Annotated in this window: 17 protein-coding genes, 1 other RNA gene and 1 riboswitch; of the genes, 6 read left to right on the plus strand and 12 right to left on the minus strand. The window is 52.3% G+C overall.

The window, feature by feature from the left end; genetic code table 11:
* The first annotated feature begins 60 nt into the window (after positions 1 to 60).
* Entirely contained in the window at positions 61 to 606 is a 546-nt protein-coding gene (locus PSE_RS02810) for an ActR/PrrA/RegA family redox response regulator transcription factor (RefSeq protein WP_008548588.1), read from the plus strand.
* A gap of 82 nt (positions 607 to 688) precedes the next feature.
* Here PSE_RS02810 and PSE_RS02815 read toward each other — a convergent pair whose 3' ends face one another.
* Positions 689 to 1,327 (minus strand): septation protein A, encoded by a 639-nt coding sequence (locus PSE_RS02815; protein WP_014283480.1) that lies wholly within the window; start codon positions 1,325 to 1,327, stop codon positions 689 to 691.
* A 630-nt stretch (positions 1,328 to 1,957) separates the two neighbouring features.
* Between PSE_RS02815 and PSE_RS02820 the strand changes: the two genes are divergently transcribed.
* Positions 1,958 to 3,283 (plus strand): calcium-binding protein, encoded by a 1,326-nt coding sequence (locus tag PSE_RS02820; protein ID WP_014283481.1) that lies wholly within the window; start codon positions 1,958 to 1,960, stop codon positions 3,281 to 3,283.
* Between the two features lie 49 nt (positions 3,284 to 3,332).
* On the opposite strand, the gene PSE_RS02825 is transcribed toward PSE_RS02820, so the two are convergent.
* Positions 3,333 to 3,872, minus strand: a complete 540-nt coding sequence (locus tag PSE_RS02825) for a hypothetical protein (protein WP_041767875.1) — start codon at positions 3,870 to 3,872, stop codon at positions 3,333 to 3,335.
* 497 nt (positions 3,873 to 4,369) lie between these two features.
* Between PSE_RS02825 and PSE_RS02830 the strand changes: the two genes are divergently transcribed.
* Complete coding sequence (locus PSE_RS02830) at positions 4,370 to 4,858, plus strand: DUF1499 domain-containing protein (protein WP_148266076.1); 489 nt, start codon at positions 4,370 to 4,372, stop codon at positions 4,856 to 4,858.
* Between the two features lie 177 nt (positions 4,859 to 5,035).
* On the opposite strand, the gene PSE_RS02835 is transcribed toward PSE_RS02830, so the two are convergent.
* The 4 genes from PSE_RS02835 to PSE_RS02850 form a co-directional block, all read right to left on the minus strand.
* Positions 5,036 to 5,743 carry a class I SAM-dependent methyltransferase gene (locus tag PSE_RS02835; RefSeq protein WP_008548669.1) on the minus strand — a complete coding sequence of 236 codons (708 nt, stop codon included), beginning with the start codon at positions 5,741 to 5,743 and terminating at the stop codon, positions 5,036 to 5,038.
* Positions 5,744 to 5,998: 255 nt separating this feature from the next.
* A complete protein-coding gene (locus PSE_RS02840; protein ID WP_051125975.1) occupies positions 5,999 to 7,000 on the minus strand; it encodes an iron ABC transporter permease in 1,002 nt (333 codons plus the stop codon).
* Between the two features lie 55 nt (positions 7,001 to 7,055).
* Positions 7,056 to 7,994, minus strand: a complete 939-nt coding sequence (locus PSE_RS02845) for an ABC transporter substrate-binding protein (RefSeq protein WP_014283486.1) — start codon at positions 7,992 to 7,994, stop codon at positions 7,056 to 7,058.
* An 11-nt stretch (positions 7,995 to 8,005) separates the two neighbouring features.
* Positions 8,006 to 8,788, minus strand: a complete 783-nt coding sequence (locus PSE_RS02850) for an ABC transporter ATP-binding protein (protein WP_014283487.1) — start codon at positions 8,786 to 8,788, stop codon at positions 8,006 to 8,008.
* Positions 8,789 to 9,133: 345 nt separating this feature from the next.
* A riboswitch (cobalamin riboswitch) is annotated at positions 9,134 to 9,344 on the minus strand.
* A gap of 473 nt (positions 9,345 to 9,817) precedes the next feature.
* Between PSE_RS02850 and PSE_RS02855 the strand changes: the two genes are divergently transcribed.
* On the plus strand, positions 9,818 to 10,090 hold the full coding sequence (locus PSE_RS02855; RefSeq protein ID WP_008548684.1) for a hypothetical protein: 273 nt from the start codon (positions 9,818 to 9,820) through the stop codon (positions 10,088 to 10,090).
* Between the two features lie 612 nt (positions 10,091 to 10,702).
* Here PSE_RS02855 and PSE_RS27830 read toward each other — a convergent pair.
* From PSE_RS27830 to ffs, 6 genes are all read right to left on the minus strand, one after another.
* On the minus strand, positions 10,703 to 11,131 hold the full coding sequence (locus tag PSE_RS27830) for a zinc ribbon domain-containing protein (protein WP_041767878.1): 429 nt from the start codon (positions 11,129 to 11,131) through the stop codon (positions 10,703 to 10,705).
* A gap of 104 nt (positions 11,132 to 11,235) precedes the next feature.
* Positions 11,236 to 11,754 carry a GNAT family N-acetyltransferase gene (locus PSE_RS02865; protein WP_014283489.1) on the minus strand — a complete coding sequence of 173 codons (519 nt, stop codon included), beginning with the start codon at positions 11,752 to 11,754 and terminating at the stop codon, positions 11,236 to 11,238.
* 116 nt (positions 11,755 to 11,870) lie between these two features.
* Positions 11,871 to 12,482, minus strand: coding sequence for a recombination mediator RecR (recR, locus tag PSE_RS02870; protein ID WP_014283491.1), 612 nt, complete (start codon positions 12,480 to 12,482; stop codon positions 11,871 to 11,873).
* Between the two features lie 178 nt (positions 12,483 to 12,660).
* Entirely contained in the window at positions 12,661 to 12,987 is a 327-nt protein-coding gene (locus tag PSE_RS02875) for a YbaB/EbfC family nucleoid-associated protein (RefSeq protein WP_008548682.1), read from the minus strand.
* Between the two features lie 79 nt (positions 12,988 to 13,066).
* Positions 13,067 to 14,935 (minus strand): DNA polymerase III subunit gamma/tau, encoded by a 1,869-nt coding sequence (locus tag PSE_RS02880; protein WP_208998175.1) that lies wholly within the window; start codon positions 14,933 to 14,935, stop codon positions 13,067 to 13,069.
* Between the two features lie 102 nt (positions 14,936 to 15,037).
* Positions 15,038 to 15,136, minus strand: an RNA gene (ffs, locus tag PSE_RS26875) — signal recognition particle sRNA small type.
* A 192-nt stretch (positions 15,137 to 15,328) separates the two neighbouring features.
* On the opposite strand from ffs, the gene nudC reads away from it, so the two are divergent.
* Both nudC and PSE_RS02890 read left to right on the plus strand, forming a co-directional pair.
* The gene (gene nudC / locus PSE_RS02885; protein WP_014283494.1) at positions 15,329 to 16,294 is read left to right on the plus strand and encodes an NAD(+) diphosphatase; all 966 of its coding nucleotides are present in this window, start codon (positions 15,329 to 15,331) and stop codon (positions 16,292 to 16,294) included.
* A 61-nt stretch (positions 16,295 to 16,355) separates the two neighbouring features.
* Complete coding sequence (locus tag PSE_RS02890) at positions 16,356 to 16,970, plus strand: histidine phosphatase family protein (protein WP_014283495.1); 615 nt, start codon at positions 16,356 to 16,358, stop codon at positions 16,968 to 16,970.
* The last annotated feature ends 17 nt before the right edge of the window (positions 16,971 to 16,987 follow it).

Below are 16,987 nucleotides of genomic sequence, written 5' to 3' on the forward strand. Positions count from 1 at the left end.
CTTAACTGAAAAATATACTAAAGTGGCCTGTGAATACCGTAGATTAATCGGACCTGCAAAATGACAGAACCAGAAGTTGCACCTCTTGGACGCCTTCTAATCGTTGATGACGATCGTGCTTTCCAGCAGCGCTTGGAACGTGCGATGCAGAAACGGGGTTTCCACACGGAAACCGCAGATGGTGTTAGAGAAGCGCTGAGTAAAGTTGCAGCACAGGCACCTGATTATGCTGTCGTAGACATGCGCCTTGAAGATGGCAGCGGTCTGGATGTGGTTGAAGCCATCCGCATGAAAAAGCCGGACGCGCGCGCAATCATCCTGACCGGCTATGGCAACATCGCAACCGCTGTAACCGCCGTAAAACTTGGCGCGATTGACTATCTCGCGAAACCAGCTGATGCCGATGATATTCTGGCAGCGCTGACCCGCCGTCCAAACGATAAAGCTCCACCACCAGAAAACCCAATGTCCGCTGACCGGGTTCGTTGGGAGCATATCCAGCGCGTTTACGAACTATGTGACCGCAACGTTTCAGAGACAGCCCGTCGCCTGAACATGCACCGCAGAACGCTGCAGCGCATCCTGGCAAAGCGCGCACCGCGCTAATCCGGAACTTACTGCTGAAAACACAAAAGCGCGGCCCAAACCGCGCTTTAATTTTGTCTGCATGTAGGAAGTTGAGAGAGCTTTAGCTCTTCTCTTCGCTCTCAAGGCTGTGCTTCTGGATCAGCGGCAACTGCATCATGGTGAAGACCATGGTGATCGGCATGAAGCCAAAGACCTTGAAGTCTACCCAGAAGTCCGTTGAGAAGTTGCGCCAGACAAACTCGTTGATCAGCGCCAGTACAAGGAAGAACACGCCCCAACGCATGGTCAGCTTCCGCCAGCCTTCCGCATCCAGCTTAAAGGCGCTGTCAAACACATAACCCAGCAGAGACTTACCGAAGAACAAGCCACCCAACAGGATGGATCCGAACAAGGTATTCACGATGGTTGGCTTGAGTTTGATGAACAGTTCATCCTGCAGATACAGCGTCAGCGCACCAAACACGAGCACCACCACACCGGAAACCAGCGGCATCACCGGCAGATGACGGGTGAGAATGTAGGAAACGGTAAGGGAGATGGAGATCGCAACCATAAAGGCAGCTGTCGCAATAAAAATCGGCTGCCCGAGAGAACCCAATGCAGGGAACAATTCTGCAAGCTGTTCGCCTCTGGAGTTGGCGATGAAGAAAACGCCCAATGGACCGAGCTCTAGGGCCAGCTTCAAGAGTGGAGAAGGTTCCTGGCGCTCAGTGGTTTGCGTAGAGCGTTCTGAATTCATCTGCAAAGGCTTCCTTTTGTTGCTTTTCTCCCGACCTGAGAGATTTAAGCAGCAATTTTGCTATTAAAAGGGCAATTAAGAGTGAAATTGCAAAATCGTCAAGTTTAATGGCACCGATTGGGCCGTTTTGAGGAAATTTGAAGCGTCATTGGTATTTAGAGAGCGTTTGTTGGGCGTACGCTAAGAGGTCTTTGGCATTTGGAAAAAGGGGCATCTCAGCTTTTTCTTCCATTGCCTCTTCAGTTTGCTTTAGGTGGGATACAGAAAGTACAACTGAGAAATCCTATCAATCTTTCACAGCGAAAATCTAAGTCATTGTACCGAGAGGATGCGCAGTTACCCGTGTATCCATCCTGTTTGCATGAGAAAAAGTTGATATTCTGAACGGTTTCTACTTTAGGATGCATTTGCAATGCATACAATTAAAAATTTATTTGATGGGCTCTCTTCTCTAGCGAGGTGGACGGGTGTCGCTCTCATTTCTGAAGCCATCGCCTGTACCCCATGTCAATCTAGGTGTTTAGAGAGAAATTGCAGGCTTATATTGTGTTTAGACGAGAATACTCATTATTTCACAAAATAAGAAGCAAGATAATTAGAGTTTAAATTTAATATTTATGGAGAAGTATTATGGCACTTGTTTGGAAAGATGGAGTTGGTACGCCTTATGTAAATGATCCTAACTTGCTTGCTGGTAGTGATTATATCGATTTGGACCCCAATGATGGGCCAATATACGGTTATGGTGGAAATGATCACATCGAAGCCACTGTCACAGATGCTGAACTCTATGGAGGTGACGGGAATGATAAGCTCGTCGGCAATATTGGTAATGATGACCTAAACGGTGGAGATGGTCGCGACATTATCGAAGGTGGTGATGGAGATGATCGCATTCACGGCGACGCTGGAAATGATACCCTTTGGGGTGATGCAGGTGATGATGAGATACATGGAGACTCGGGGGATGATCAAATCAAGGGAGGTGATGGCAGTGATAACCTGCTAGGAGGCTCTGGAAATGATACAATCAACGGTGATGATGGCAACGATGTCATAAATGGCGGTTCTGGGGATGATTATCTCAGCGGTGGTAACGGAAAAGACATCATCAATGGTGGTGCTGGTGATGATGAAATTCATGCAGATGGTTACCATAACGATCAGTTATTTGGTGGTGATGGCAACGACACCATTTTTGGAGCTTATGGCCAGGACTATATAGAGGGTGGCGATGGAAATGACATCGTCTATGGTGCTGGCGGAAAAGACACCATTCATGGCGGAGCTGGTAATGATGAGCTTTATGGTGGGAATGCTGACGATACAATCTTCGGTGATGCTGGTGATGACCTACTAGTTGGAGGTGACGGCGCGGATACTTTGCATGGTGGTGAAGGTAATGACATACTCGCTGGTGAGGCTGGCAACGATACCATCTACGGTGGTGGTGAAAATGACACTATTTATGGCGGTACAGGTGACGACACCCTTTATGGCGAAGATGGTGATGACACCATATATGCGAATGCTGGCAACGATCTCCTTATCGGCGGTGCAGGCGCAGATAAGCTCTATGGAGGAGAGGGCATAGATACGCTTTATGGTGAAGCCGGAGACGATATTTTTGTCAGCGGTACAGGTGATACAACCCATATGTTTGGTGGAGAGGGAAATGACACCTATATAAATACTGGTACAGCCAATACCATCATTTATGAGGCTTCTGGTGATCAGGACCTACTTCAACTTAATACAGTGAACATCTCTGACCTTATGTGGGCTCAGGATGGGAATAATCTCATTTTGTATAGCGCCAACGACATTGCTGATGGTTCTCTAGATAGTGCAGCGCTAATCTCAAATTATTTTTCTGGTGACGAATTTAAAGTGGAGTATATTGCAGATGCAAATATGGATGTTTACGATCTGGGTGCGTTAATTCCTGTAGTTTAACAACTGCTTCATTGAATGGCGCAGTGAAGCTGCGCCATTTCTTCGCCTATCAAGCCCAATGAGATGAAAAAATATCGTTCTGTCTTATACGCTTTTCATCCTCTGCGATTGATGTCTTATTGTTATCTATGATGCCTTGGACAAAATCTTTGTATCTGCCGTGAGCTCCTGATAGCTCTCGCTCCCATTTGGCGATCTCTCTTTTACGCTCGGCGATGTTCTGTCTTATACGTTTGTTATCTTCTTCATAGTTTTCGTGATATCGTCTCTTACCCTCCGCAAGGTGCTCCTCCAGCTCAGCGTTCAGTTCCAGCTCAGCTTCTTTACTCCTTTGCGCAATACCCTCCAGCCCTTCTTTGCCCAAACTCTGATTGAGCCCGTTTAGCTCCAAAAAATTCTCATAGGAAACATTACCTCGAAAGTTTGGGCCGGCAACTCGTGCATTTTCGGCGGATGCGCTGCTAATAGAACGTTGCTTTGTTGCGATTTCAGAAACCGAAGTACCAAAGACGTTTTCAGAGGACTGTGAGAACCGAGTGTAAGTATCAGTACTCGGTAGAGGATTCTGGCCTACATTACTAATCGACATCAAATAGTTCCTCAAAGCTGACTAATACAATTCAACAAATTCAATCACTTAATTCACGAACCCCGTCAGCCGCTGTCCAGAACTTCAATTGAAGAACTCAGTTCAACAATAAGGAACTTCAATGAACTCAACGCAGCTTCGTCGAGTTATGAGCCAATATGTGGCGCACATAATAAGAAGCAAAGCACGTGCCAGATGGAGTCCTCTCAAAGGCTCATAGTTTGCTCCAAAAACTATGGAATGAATGAGGGGTTAGGTAATTTCTGCCGCACGGTAAGAGTAAATCCGGCAGAACCTGCTTATGTTGAGGCTGGCTAAAAGAAGCAATAAAACGACGGAAACACTGGATCTACAGAGCTGAGCATGAACGTCTTTCAGCATCAACCACCTACCGCATCGCCAACATAATCCCGGCAATTCTAAACACTAGAATTTCATTTCGTCCGCAACTCCTGAATGAGTTATGCTCTGTGCAGGTGGGAAATCTGGAAACGATAATGTTTAAAGGTCTTTCTAAAATGGCTGTTATTGCAATTCTTCTGGTGGCTCTTGTGGTCGGTGTCACAGTAAAGCTTATCTGGCAAAACTCTAAGGTCCCGGAGTATGTCGGTGTGCATGATGGACAGTTTGCGCCGCTCCCGAATTCCCCCAATGCCGTCTCCTCTCAAGCGCAAGATGCCTCCCGCCATGTAGAGCCGCTGCCCATGCTCGCCACATTTGGCGCAACGCAGGCAGCACTCACCAACACGCTGGAGGAGATGGGCAAGAACAAGATCAGCAAGGTGGATGGACCTTACCTTCACGCCGTCTTTACAAGCGCTCAGATGGGCTACAACGACGATGTGGAGCTCTGGATCGATGAGCAGGACCGCGTTGTGCACTACCGCTCCCAGTCCCGTGTCGGCTACAGCGATATGGGCGCCAACCGAGCCCGTTACGACCGTTTCCGCAGCATTTACTCCACCTTTGCAGAGGGTGAGAATTGACTCAGAGGCAACTAACACACCTGTGAGTTTCGCAGAGTCAATATCTCCTTGAAATGACTCATGGTTTCACGAGTTAGGGCAGGGCAGAACTGACTCTGCGGGAGATAAACCGCAGAAACCCTAAGACTCACAAATCTGTAAGTTGCCAAAGAGTCTGAGGCAGCTTCAGTTCACCACTCACTTGCAGCAGTGGCTCTGGCATTTGAAGAAGATGAAATTGGGGTTCTTCAGCAGCTTCTCATAATGGACCGGAGATTTTTCCTTCATCTCAGCAGCTGGCATCCCTTCACGCAGGTCCACAACGCACATCCCGGCACTGGAAAGCCATCCAAACAGCATGGAGAGGGGGCGACGGTAAAAGCTCACCTTCACCGGCACGCCAATGGTGTTCCACTCCTCCGTCACATGCTCTTGGCGCAGATAACTGCCGCTTGGGGAGCACTGCGCATCAATCAGCGGATGGTGCGTTGAGAACACGAAATAGCCGCCCGGCTTTAACACCTTGCCAATGTCGGAAAAGAGCTTCCCCAGATCTTCAATGTAATGGATCATCAGCGGGCAAATCACGATATCAAACGTGCCCTCCAGCTTGTCCGGCAGTCCGTCGGAAAGGTCAGAGGTATAGCACTTCACGTTGTCGTCCAGCTTCTCTTTCACCAGCTTCAGCATTTGCTCGGATTCATCAATGCAGGTCACATCCGCGCCGTGGTCATACAAAAACTGCGCATACACCCCCGGCCCGCAGCCCAGGTCCAGAACCTTCAGCCCTTGCAGCGGAGGCAGCATGCCAAGCAGCGTCGGGCGCTCCAAAAGAGCATTGTAGATGTTCTCTTGAATGGCCTCATCATATTGCTCGGCAAAATCGCTATACAAACGAGATGTCATTCACGCACTCCGCATCAAACACATGTTCCCGAAACAGACCTCTGTTCATCACCTAGGAATATGCGACAAAACCATAATTAAAAGCAGCCGGAACCAACCGGAATAAAAGCAAATTCCCTTCAAAACCGCTTGTTTGCCATGCTGCCAGAGCGGCCTTGTATGAGTCTAACGCGAAAAATCTGTGTCGCGATCACGGCAAGCTCGGGCCAATATCACAACAATTGCGAGATGCCTGAGCCCCTGAAAAACGGCGAACTAGCGCTTTTCTCGCAGTAGCCAGATAAAGAAAATACCGCCCACAAGCCCGGTAATGATGCCAATCGGCATATCTTCCGGCTTCATCAAAGTTCGCGAAACCACATCCGCCAGCAATAGAAAGATCGCCCCGAACAAAGCCGAGACCGGGATCAGGCGCCGATAGTCACCACCCACAAACAACCGCACAATGTGAGGCACCATCAGCCCCACAAAGCCGATCATGCCAGAAAACGCCACCATCACCCCGGTAATCAGTGCGCTGATGACAAAGGTCTCCAACCGGAAGGAAGCCACGGAGATGCCCAGTGTTGTCGCGGTCTCATCGCCAATGGTCATGGCGTTGAAATGCCCGGCCCGCAGCCAAAGCCACGTCCCGCAAAATAGCAGAACCGCCAGCGGATAGAGAAGATGCGTCCACTGCGCCAGTCCCAGCCCGCCCAGCATCCAGTAAACCACGGTGTGCGTGGCCCGCGGGTCCGCCAGAAAGATGAGAATGTTCGCGCCCGCCATCAGCACAAAGCTCACCGCAACACCTGTCAGCACCAGCCGGTCAGCGCTGGTCGCACTGGTGAACTTGGCAACACCAACCACCAGCAGCGTTGCCCCAAGAGAACCGAGAAAAGCCAGCAACGGCACCGTAAGCAAGCCCAGAAACAGCCCCGTATGCAGCAGCGCCAACACCGCCCCAAACGCACCACCAGCAGAAATGCCAATCAGATGCGGGTCCGCCAGCGGGTTGCGGGTTACGGATTGCAGGCAGGCTCCAACGATGGAAAGTCCGGCCCCGACCATAATCGCCAGCAGTGCACGGGGCAGGCGGATCTGCCAGAGAATGTTCTCTCGGCCCAACGACCAGCTCGGCTCCACCAATCCCGGCACCAGTTTGTTGACGAGAACACCCCAGACCGTCTCCATGGACACAGAAACCGCGCCAACGGAGACAGCAAGGCAAACCGAAAGAACCAGCGCAGCCAATCCCACGCAACAGATCTGCAGCATATGAGGAGAACGGCCCTCAGGCGGGGCCACGACAACGCCGGTTCCTTCGCTCATTTTAGTTCCCCCAGAACGCAGCAGCGAGCTTCTTGATCGCCTTGATGTTCCGTGGTCCTGGCGTTGCCTCCGCATACTCCAATGTCACGAACCGGTCGTTCTTCACCGCATCCAGCTCCGCAAAGGCTGGGTTGTTCAGCATGAACTCACGCTTCTGCTCGGCAGTCACCTCGCCATAGTTGACGATCACGATCATCTCCGGGTTCGCCTCAACCACAGCTTCCCAGTTCACCCGCGCCCAGCTCTTTTCCAGCGTATCCAGCACGTTGGTGCCTCCGGCCGCTTCAATCATCGCAGTCGGCATGGCATAACGACCGGCAGTGAATGGAGAATCCTCGCCACTGTCATAAACAAACACGCGCAGCGGTGTGTCAGAGGTTTTCAGGCCAGCTTTGAACTGCGTCAGCTCATCACGATAAGACTGCACCAGCGCTTCCGCCCGCGCCTCAACACCAAAGATGCGGCCAAGGTTTAAAAGGTCATTGTACATGTCATCCATGGAAACCTTAGGCTTCTCACCGAGATGGATGCAGCTCTCGGTCAGCTCGTACACCTTGATGCCAAACGGCTCCAGCGTTTCTGGCGTTACCTCACCGCCAACCTTCATGCCGTAGTTCCAGCCCGCGAAGTAGAAGTCCGCATCAGCGCCGATCAGCACTTCCTTGCTTGGGTACTTCGGGGAGAGTTCTGGCAACACAGCCACTTTGTCGGTCAGCTCTGCATCCAGTGTCTTCCAGCCAGAAACGCCGGTGTAACCCACCATGTTGTCCTGCAGCCCCAGCGCCAGCATCATCTCTGTCAGGTTGGAGTCGTTGGAAACAGCCCGTTGCGGCACGCCATCAAACTCAACGGTGCGACTACAGCTTTGTACGGAAACCTCTGCCAAGGCAGCCGAAGAAGTAAGCAGCGCTACAGTCAGCGCCAAACCAAAGTTTTTCATGAAAACAGTCCTTATGAGTGAAGATCAAAAGTAAGGAGGGATTGTTGCCGGGCCATCAGCTGATCACGCGTGGTCCGCACGTGAAACGCCTGCGAAACAAGGGCAGGGGAGAGGATCTGCTCCGGAGCCCCAAAGCCCAGCATCTGCCCGTGATCCAGCAGCAGGATCTGATCGCACACCTGCGCCGCCATGTTCAGGTCGTGCAAACTGGTGATGATCGTCAGATCCAGCTCTTCAATCAGCTTCAGAATTTCCAGCTGATGGCGAATGTCTAAATGGTTGGTCGGTTCATCTAAAATGAGCAGCTCCGGCTCCTGCGCCAAAGCCCGTGCCACCATCACCCGCTGACGTTCCCCGCCAGAAAGCGTGCCGAACAACCGCCCGGCCAGCCCATCCAGCTGCAAAGCATGGATCGCACGATCCACCACCTGCCGGTCATGTTCACCGGAAGCCGCCAGCCCGCTGCGATAGGGTGTGCGCCCCAGCTCCACAATCTCGCGTACCCTGAGAGCAAAATCTGTCGGCTGCTCCTGCAGCACCGCTGCCACCCGCTGCGCTGTTGCCCGAGCTGAAAGAGACCAGATGTCATCGCTACCAATGCAAATCTGCCCGCTCATCGGCTTGTTGAAGCGATAAAGCAGCCGCAGCAGTGTCGATTTCCCAGCCCCGTTCGCCCCCACAACACCAAGGGTGTGCCCCGCCGCCAGCTCAAAGCTCAGCGGTTTCAGAACAAGCGCGCTCTTACGATCCGGCGCCCAGGAAACCTCGCGAACGGATACACAAGCCGCGCTCATGACAAAGCATCCTTGCGCCGTTCAGCCCTGATCGGACAGCCTAAGCCATTGAAATGAAAAGAAACAGGATCCAGCATTCAACCACCCCACCTGAGTGAAACGCTACATAATTATCGATGTAACGTTATAACGTAACATCAATTGTCGAATCCTGAAGTAAAAGTCAAGCGCACGCATGCGCAGACCATCAGCGGCTCGCAAAACGATCCGGGATAAAGTTTAGTTGGTGAGGAAAAAGGTCTCATAACGCCCTCCGCGCTGCAGCGGGGGCAAATAGAAACCGGATATGTGAGAGGCTTGCGCCAATGCAACCATTATGGCCTCCTTCCGGGACGCCCCGCCCGGGTTGAAGTGAAACATAATGGCAGGTCTCCTGACTCGCGGGTCCGTGCTCAGCCAGCCTTCCCGGATCTCTCCAGTGGCACGCTTGGCTTCGCTAACCGCTTACAGTTGCGGGGGCAGTCACGGAATTAGCGCCTGTTGGCTACACTTCACCGTGTTCCCTTTTAATCCCGAGGCCTTTCGCTCCCCAGAAACCATCAGCGCGCATACTGAGTTTTACCGCCCCCAATTGCAAGAGTTTTCGCGAAGGAACCTGAGGTGCTGTTGATAGCAGCCTCAACCACCCACCGTCATCCCGCACCCGATGCGGGACCCAGAGCCATGAGCACAGACCCAAACCACAGCTCAACCGCCTCACCAGGCGAGCGTAAACTCTGCCATCCACATCCCTGTAAAAACTGTCAGTTTGACAACCTCTGGTTTTCATTCAACATTCATACATGAGGCGTCGAAACCTCTCCAAACAGCGGTTACCGCTCCCGTCGACTAGCGGATTTTTTGTGCCTGCTTTATAGGTAGCGCGCAAACCCTTTGCTATGAGCGGGAGGGCGGTGAATACAATACCCCTTCGGGGGGAATAAACTCGCCTGTCTGTTTGCAGGTTTCGAACCTCCCGCTCGCCAGCGGGCCGTCGAAAGCCTTGTTGTCGCGCGGTTGTTCAACACCCTACAAACAGAGGGATTGAGAATGAACGACTCCGCATGCGCATGTAGCGCCACAAATACTTTCCAAAATGAAATTGACGAAGTCATCGTCGCTGTCTCGGATCTGCAGAACCTCTCGTATATTCAGCACCTTGTGCTGACAGAGAGAATGCAGCACTCCAGCGAGCGCGATGCCCTGTTCACTCTGCATCACGCCTTCCGCGATCGCCTCGAAGCACTGGAAAAGAGCTGCGGAATGTTAGAGCGGGTCGCTCATCCGCAGCCAATAAACACAAAAGTTCCGCTTCCTGATTAAGCCGTATTGCCCTTTGCTCGAGCGCTCAATCCTCAAAGCCCATCGCGTTCAAATGAGGAAACAGCCCGGCAGCAAAGAAAAGAGCCAGCCTCATTTTAGGGACTGGCTCAGGAAATGGCTTGATCGTGCAATGCGCTAAACGTGATCGGCAACCCTGACCACGCAAAGCGCGTGCAACATCACTGTGAATGGTAAATGGCACAAACTAGTGCCTCTTGCTCCGGTGCCAATGGCGAAACGCAAATACACCCCGCATCCTCGCCAATCGGTGCCCTGCTGGTCTGCGGCGATACCACCCGCCGCAGGTCAGCACCTCCCTAAAAATTACCAGTGCCACCCACACCACGTCCACTCCCTGAAAATAAGGGGTAGCATTCCCTCTGCCACCCCATTCACTGGATCCCGCATCAAGCGCGGGATGACGGAATTGAGGCAACCCCAACAACCTCACCACCCACCACCGTCATCCCGGACAAGCACAGCGCAGTTCCGGGATCTAGGGAGATTGATTGTGAAGTGTTCTGTACTTCAGTAATCAGCTTGAATGTCTTTGGTTTGATCAGCTGGACGTAGTGGAGCTGCTGATGCCATCAAGGCATTCAAGACCAAAGGCTAAAGCCTCTCTTTGGGGGTGAATTGTGGCGCAACAAAGTGGCTTTCACTGACCTTCACTAATCCGGTTTCTATGTCAACTTCCTGCGCATTTTCTGAGTTGCCTAGACGTTGCTTATTCTTTTTGGGGAGTTGAAACTCGTGTCCACAGTATCGGCAGACTTGAGCTCTTGCTTTTACGGTCTCCGCGCATCTTGGGCATGTTTTTCCGTTGAAGGAGTGTGCTGAGGGTTGTTTCAAATTAGGCAAACAGAAAAGTGGAAACATCATAAATGGAAATAGTCCGCATAAGATCAGCCATCCCACTTTTGTCCTTTGCTTATAATGAGCTGCAGTTGCTCCAACTATGGCCCCAATTGCAATGGTGATGAGGACGGAAATCAAGTATTGGAGCGGCGATAGTTCTGTTATGAAAGGATCAAGATACATAAAATTACCAAATTATTTTATAGGTTGAATATGATCTTGTAATGTAATTCAGAGTTGTATTAAAGCTTGCGAGGTGACGCTAATGCTAAATCTCCAACTCGCACTCACCCCAAATCAAACCGCTTACAAATCCGGTCTACCGGGGTGCCGTCAGAGAGTGGGATGGCTTCCAGCACTTTGTAGTCTTTGAAGCCGCGGGAGGTGTAGTAGGCGCGGCCGCCGGTGTTGTCGGCGCGGATGGTGGCGTTGATGGCGACGAGGCCTTTGCCCTCCAGATTAGCGAGGGTCGCTTTAAACAGCGCACTGCCAATGCCGCTTTTGTGCAGGCCCGGCTTCACAAAGGTGCCAATATCAACCCAGTCCGCGGGGATATCTCCGTAATGGCTGGCGATCTGAAAGCCAAGCGGCTCACCGGTTTCACGGTCAATCGCGCAAACAGTGCTTTCCAGAATGTCCGCTTCAAGAAACCAGTCGATGAACTCACCTTTGTTCAGCGGCTTCTCAATCGCAGTTGTCCCCCCGGCCTCAATAATCCGGTTGAGCAGGGCAAGCAGCTCGTTCACATCGTTGCGCTGGGTTTTGCGGATGAAAAACTCGATAGGTTTGGCGGAAGATGTGTCCATTTTTCAAAAATCCCAATCAGCGCAAAAAACACGCAAAGCTTTCAAATCAACGCACATAGCAACGCAAACGACTTATGCCACTGAAATCCTCGCATAAGTGCCGAGCAAGAAACCTGCTAAAACTTTGTTCTTGCTCGCAAAGCCTGCGCCAGAGTGCCTTCGTCAAGGTAGTCCAGTTCCCCACCAACCGGCACACCATGGGCAAGGCGGGTCACTTTCACATTCTCAAATCGCGCAAGCTGATCCGTAATGAAATGCGCTGTGGTCTGTCCTTCAACGGTGGCATTCACCGCGAGGATAACTTCGTTCACACCGCCGCTTTCAACACGCTCCATCAGCTTGGAAATATTGAGGTCATCCGGCCCAATTCCATCCAGCGGAGACAAGGTGCCACCGAGGACATGATAATGCGCGCTCACTGCCGATGCCCGCTCCAGCGCCCAAAGGTCAGAGACGTCCTCAACCACCACAATGGTGGAGCCATCCCGGCGCGGATCAGAGCAAATGGTGCAAGGATCACTGGTATCAACGGTGCCGCATTCTGAGCAGATGCCAACCTGATCAACAGCCACGCCCATGGCTTCCGCCAGAGGGATAAGTAACTGATCTTTCTTCTGAACCAGATGCAAAGCGGCGCGTCTGGCCGAGCGTGGACCAAGGCCGGGCAACTTGGCAAGCAGCTGAATCAGGCGTTCAATTTCGGGACCAGCAACCCTGCGTGTACTCATCGAAAATCTATGCTCTCTGCGAGAAAGAAAAGGCACCCGCAAAGCTGATTTGCGAGACAATGCCAGATAAACTATGCCCGCCTGAGGAGGCGGGCAAGAGGGAATAAATCCATTTCAGGCATGCCGCCAAATCTGCGCAGGGTCGCGGTGATTTGGCAACAGATTAAACCTGAAGAACTTAGGAGCCGAACGGGAGTTTCATGCCCGCTGGCAGGCCCATGCCGGACATCATGTCCTGCGTGCGCTCCTGAACCAGCGCCTCACCCTTCGCCTTAGCATCATTATGCGCAGCGAGGATAAGATCTTCTAGAATTTCAACTTCATCAGCGTTGATGAGAGATGGATCGATCTTCAATCCGGTCATTTCACCTTTACCATTCAAGGTAACGGTTACCATGCCTGCGCCTGAGGTGCCCTCAACAGAAAGCTCGTTCACAGTCTCCTGAAGCTCGCCCATTTTTTCCTGCATCTGCTTGGCTTGCTTCATCATTTTAAGAAAGTCCATCGACTCGCTCCTTAAACGTCTCTTGAGCGCATGTCGCGCTTCTCTTGTTCTGCTCGTTAGGTTTCATACCACAGAAACCTTAGAAATCTTGGGTGAAATCCATAGAGTCCATGTCTTCTATGTCGACAGGCTCGGACGCCGCTTCAAGGGGGAGATCTTCCTCCTGCTTCAAAATGCGCACGTCAACAACCTTAGCTCCGGGAAAGGCAGAAATAAGTTTCACCACTTCCGGATCAGAATGCGCATCAGAAACCAACTGTCTCTGGTTCGCTTCTTTCTCTTCATGCAAAGTCGGGCGGCCTTGCTCACGGCTAACCGCAACAATCCAGCGACGACCGGTCCACTCTGTTAGTTTTCGGCCCAGTTCACCGGCTGCATCAGGTGTTGCAATCTCTGTTGGCTGCACCTCAATGCGGCCCGGCTGGAAGTTGACAAGTCGCAGAGCGCGCTCAACGGAAACCTTGACCGGAATATCCTTCATGCGGCCCGCAAGCTGAGCAACCTCAGCCCAGGAACGAATGGCGATCCTCTCGTGAACCTCTTCCGCCTGCCGCATCTGTGGGGCTGTTTGTGGAGCAGCGCCAACGGCTTGTGCCATCGGCTGACCACCTGCAACAGCGCGCAGCTGAGGCGCAGAGCCACCGCCGGAAGGTGCGCCGCTTGCGCTCGGCCCACCACCGCCTTGCGGTGCGTTGCCTGCTGGTGCGCCGCCACCCGCCGGGGAGAACTTGCCGGACTTGAGTAGCTTCAGCGCCTCTTCCGGATCTGGCAGATCGGAGGCGTAGCACAAGCGCACCAGAACCATGTCAGCCGCGGCCAATGGCTTAGGTGCATTCTGCACTTCATTAATTCCCTTCAGCAGAATCTGCCATGTCCTGGAAAGAACACGCATGGAGAGCTTCTCAGCAAACTCCCGCCCACGCTGTCTTTCACTCTCTGTCACAGAGTTCTCTTCACCCGCCTTTGGCACCGCTTTCAGGCGAGTCACCAGATGGGTAAAGTCTGCAAGGTCAGAGAGGACAACTGCCGGATCTGCGCCCACATCATACTGGGCTTTGAGTTCGTCCAGAGCGCTGGCAATGTCGCCGCGCATTACGTGCTCAAACAAATCTATCACCCGGCTGCGGTCAGCAAGGCCGAGCATCTGCCGCACTTCGTCAGCTTCAATGCGGCCAGCACCATGCGCAATCGCTTGATCCAGAAGGGATAAACTGTCTCGGGCAGAACCTTCACCAGCGCGCGCAATCAGCGTCAGCGCTTCATCGGAGATTTCTATCCCCTCTTTGCCAGAGATCTCACGCAGCAGAGAAACAAGCGTAGAACTCTCAATCCGGCGCAGGTCAAACCGCTGACAACGGGAGAGGACAGTGACAGGAACCTTGCGGATTTCTGTCGTCGCAAAGATGAACTTCACATGCTCCGGTGGCTCTTCCAGCGTCTTCAACAAGCCGTTGAACGCCGCATTAGAAAGCATGTGCACCTCATCGATGATGTACACTTTGTACCGCGCATTCGCAGGCCGATACCGCGCCGCCTCGGTAATCTCGCGAATGTCACCAATACCCGTATGCGACGCCGCATCCATCTCGATCACGTCCACATGGCGACCTTCCATGATCGCCTGGCAGTGAACGCCTGGTTTGTCTAAGTGGATGGTAGGCTTATCAATTTCGCCCGGAATCTCATAGTTCAGGCCACGTGCCAGAATGCGTGCTGTGGTCGTTTTACCGACACCGCGAACACCAGTCAGCATCCATGCTTGTGCAATACGTCCAGTCTCAAATGCATTCTGCAGAGTCTGAACCATCGGCTCTTGACCATAAAGATCATCGAACGTGCTTGGTCGATACTTACGGGCGAGAACGCGATAAGCACCATCGCTGCTGGAAGATTTGTCTTCCGCGCCTGTTGTTGTCTGGTGCTCTTCTTGAAGGTCTATTCCGTCCATGTCGCCCAAATCCTCAGCCACTTCAAAGGCAAGGTAAAACTTATTCCCGGCCATTCAAGACGAAGACCGGCCGCTTGTCGAGTATGGGCGCGGGGAAAATAGGTGGGAGGCTGGCACGATGACCCGTGCCATGGACTCGTTAGGGCTGCTTCCTTCCGGACCTGACCCGGTTGGCGAGTGGCTCGTCCACCACCAACCTCCCGGTCGTGTATATGGGCGTTTTGCCTGAAATTTGCAAGCGTTCATTGATGTTTACCGCTCGCTACTGTGGACGAGACTGTGAATCTTCCGATCAATCTGATGAAACAGAAATCACAAAATGTCGTCGCGACATTGCAATTCAGCGGTATCTCGGGTTCACTTTGCATAATTTTATAATTTAAGGAATTCGAAATGCTGGCCGAAACAACTGAGGTGTATGACGCCTCTGCTGCTCTTTGCTATTCTGCCAATTCACTTAATCGCTGTGGGGAAAAACGTAAGGATACAGAATGGGTTAATTCACTCAAAGCTGCGCCGGAAACACGTTTTCTGATCCAGGCAAACGACAGTTTTATCTTTAATAAAGACGACGCCAATCAGCCTCTTCTCCATTCTGCAGAGGTGATCAACCTATTGGGCATCACTGATGCCACGACGATTTTCCTCGGCATTGATGAGAGCGACGGCAACCGCCCACACTTCGGCCTGCGTTACTCCACTGATCCGGAAACGATTGACGAAGAGCTTGAAAAAATCGGCCCATACGCTGCCTATGGCCTACGTGGTATTGCAATGAAGCACGCTGCAAGCCAGCAAGTGCTGGGCATGATGGCTCAGGCTGCCTCAATGGGCAAATGGCACTCAACCCATAAGATGTGCTCCCAGTGCGGTAAGCCAACAGAACTTGCTGAAGCTGGATATCGCCGTGATTGCCCGTCTTGCTCCGCGCAGCACTTCCCAAGAACGGACCCAGCGGTGATAATGTTGATCACCCACGGGGATAAATGCCTGATGGGGCGCCCGTACCATCTGATGGAAAATGTCTACACAACACTCGCAGGCTTTGTAGAGCCGGGGGAGACATTTGAAGGTGCTGTCCGCCGTGAAGTTTTTGAAGAAGCAGGTGTTAAAGTCGGCACCGTGAAATACGTCGCCAGCCAACCATGGCCTTTCCCATCAAATATTATGATCGGATTCCACGGTGAAGCGCTGACGACGGACTTGAATATCGACTATGAAGAAATGCAGGATTGTCAGTGGTTTTCCAAAGAGGAGACACTGAAGATGCTCCAAGGCGAAGCGGAGTCAGGATTAATTTGTCCCCCTGACATCTCTATCGCGCATCATTTGATCAAGAAATTTATCGAGGAACAATGACCCATGGTCGACTAGAGCCAGTGGTTGTTTAGCAGGTGCCTGATGGCACCGGGGAGGTGCCATGACTTACTGCATATATCTGACCCACCCAAACGTTTATATCGATCCGGCAACCCCGGTCCCGCACTGGGATTTGTCGGATAAAGGTCGGGAACGCTTAGAACAAGGCCTGCGCCAGCCGTGGCTTTTGGAGATCGACCACGTTATTGCCAGTCGCGAAAAGAAGGCCATTGAGACGGGCCAGATCATCGCGAACCATCTGGGGATCGAGCTCATAACAGCTCCGGGCCTTCATGAGAATGATCGCAGTTCAACCGGCTTCCTGGAGCCGGATGAGTTTGAAACGGTCGCCGATGAGTTCTTCTGCCGCCCCGCAGTCAGCGTACGCGGATGGGAGCGTGCACTGGATGCCCAGAGCCGTGTAGTGGACGCAATAAAAAAAGCGCTGACCACCATCCCAAGCGGCGAGCCTGTGCTCTTCTCCGGCCATGGCGGTGTAGGAACGCTGCTCAAGTGTCACCTCGCCAACAACGCAATCGACCGCGCATTTGATCAACCTGCAAATGTCGGAGGCGGTTGCTGGTTCCGATTTGATCCGGCAGACCTAGAGGCTTGCAAGGCTGACATTGAAAGCCTGAAGTGGCAGCTGATTGATGAGATGGAACTCGCCACTTAACTTTTGCGCCACCTTTA

This window comes from Pseudovibrio sp. FO-BEG1, assembly GCF_000236645.1.
Lineage (GTDB): Bacteria > Pseudomonadota > Alphaproteobacteria > Rhizobiales > Stappiaceae > Pseudovibrio.

Bases quoted from the DNA above. Each gene is read 5' to 3' on its own strand.
- PSE_RS02875 (WP_008548682.1), bottom strand. From the start codon at position 12,987: ATGGACTTTCTTAAAATGATGAAGCAAGCCAAGCAGATGCAGGAAAAA.
- PSE_RS02840 (WP_051125975.1), bottom strand. From the start codon at position 7,000: ATGCTGCAGATCTGTTGCGTGGGATTGGCTGCGCTGGTTCTTTCGGTT.
- PSE_RS02850 (WP_014283487.1), bottom strand. From the start codon at position 8,788: ATGAGCGCGGCTTGTGTATCCGTTCGCGAGGTTTCCTGGGCGCCGGAT.
- PSE_RS27830 (WP_041767878.1), bottom strand. From the start codon at position 11,131: ATGTATCTTGATCCTTTCATAACAGAACTATCGCCGCTCCAATACTTG.
- PSE_RS02810 (WP_008548588.1), top strand. From the start codon at position 61: ATGACAGAACCAGAAGTTGCACCTCTTGGACGCCTTCTAATCGTTGAT.
- PSE_RS02835 (WP_008548669.1), bottom strand. From the start codon at position 5,743: ATGACATCTCGTTTGTATAGCGATTTTGCCGAGCAATATGATGAGGCC.
- PSE_RS02815 (WP_014283480.1), bottom strand. From the start codon at position 1,327: ATGAATTCAGAACGCTCTACGCAAACCACTGAGCGCCAGGAACCTTCT.
- nudC (WP_014283494.1), top strand. From the start codon at position 15,329: ATGCTGGCCGAAACAACTGAGGTGTATGACGCCTCTGCTGCTCTTTGC.
- PSE_RS02890 (WP_014283495.1), top strand. From the start codon at position 16,356: ATGACTTACTGCATATATCTGACCCACCCAAACGTTTATATCGATCCG.
- PSE_RS02880 (WP_208998175.1), bottom strand. From the start codon at position 14,935: ATGGACGGAATAGACCTTCAAGAAGAGCACCAGACAACAACAGGCGCG.
- recR (WP_014283491.1), bottom strand. From the start codon at position 12,482: ATGAGTACACGCAGGGTTGCTGGTCCCGAAATTGAACGCCTGATTCAG.
- PSE_RS02845 (WP_014283486.1), bottom strand. From the start codon at position 7,994: ATGAAAAACTTTGGTTTGGCGCTGACTGTAGCGCTGCTTACTTCTTCG.
- PSE_RS02855 (WP_008548684.1), top strand. From the start codon at position 9,818: ATGAACGACTCCGCATGCGCATGTAGCGCCACAAATACTTTCCAAAAT.
- PSE_RS02830 (WP_148266076.1), top strand. From the start codon at position 4,370: ATGTTTAAAGGTCTTTCTAAAATGGCTGTTATTGCAATTCTTCTGGTG.
- PSE_RS02865 (WP_014283489.1), bottom strand. From the start codon at position 11,754: ATGGACACATCTTCCGCCAAACCTATCGAGTTTTTCATCCGCAAAACC.
- PSE_RS02825 (WP_041767875.1), bottom strand. From the start codon at position 3,872: ATGTCGATTAGTAATGTAGGCCAGAATCCTCTACCGAGTACTGATACT.
- PSE_RS02820 (WP_014283481.1), top strand. From the start codon at position 1,958: ATGGCACTTGTTTGGAAAGATGGAGTTGGTACGCCTTATGTAAATGAT.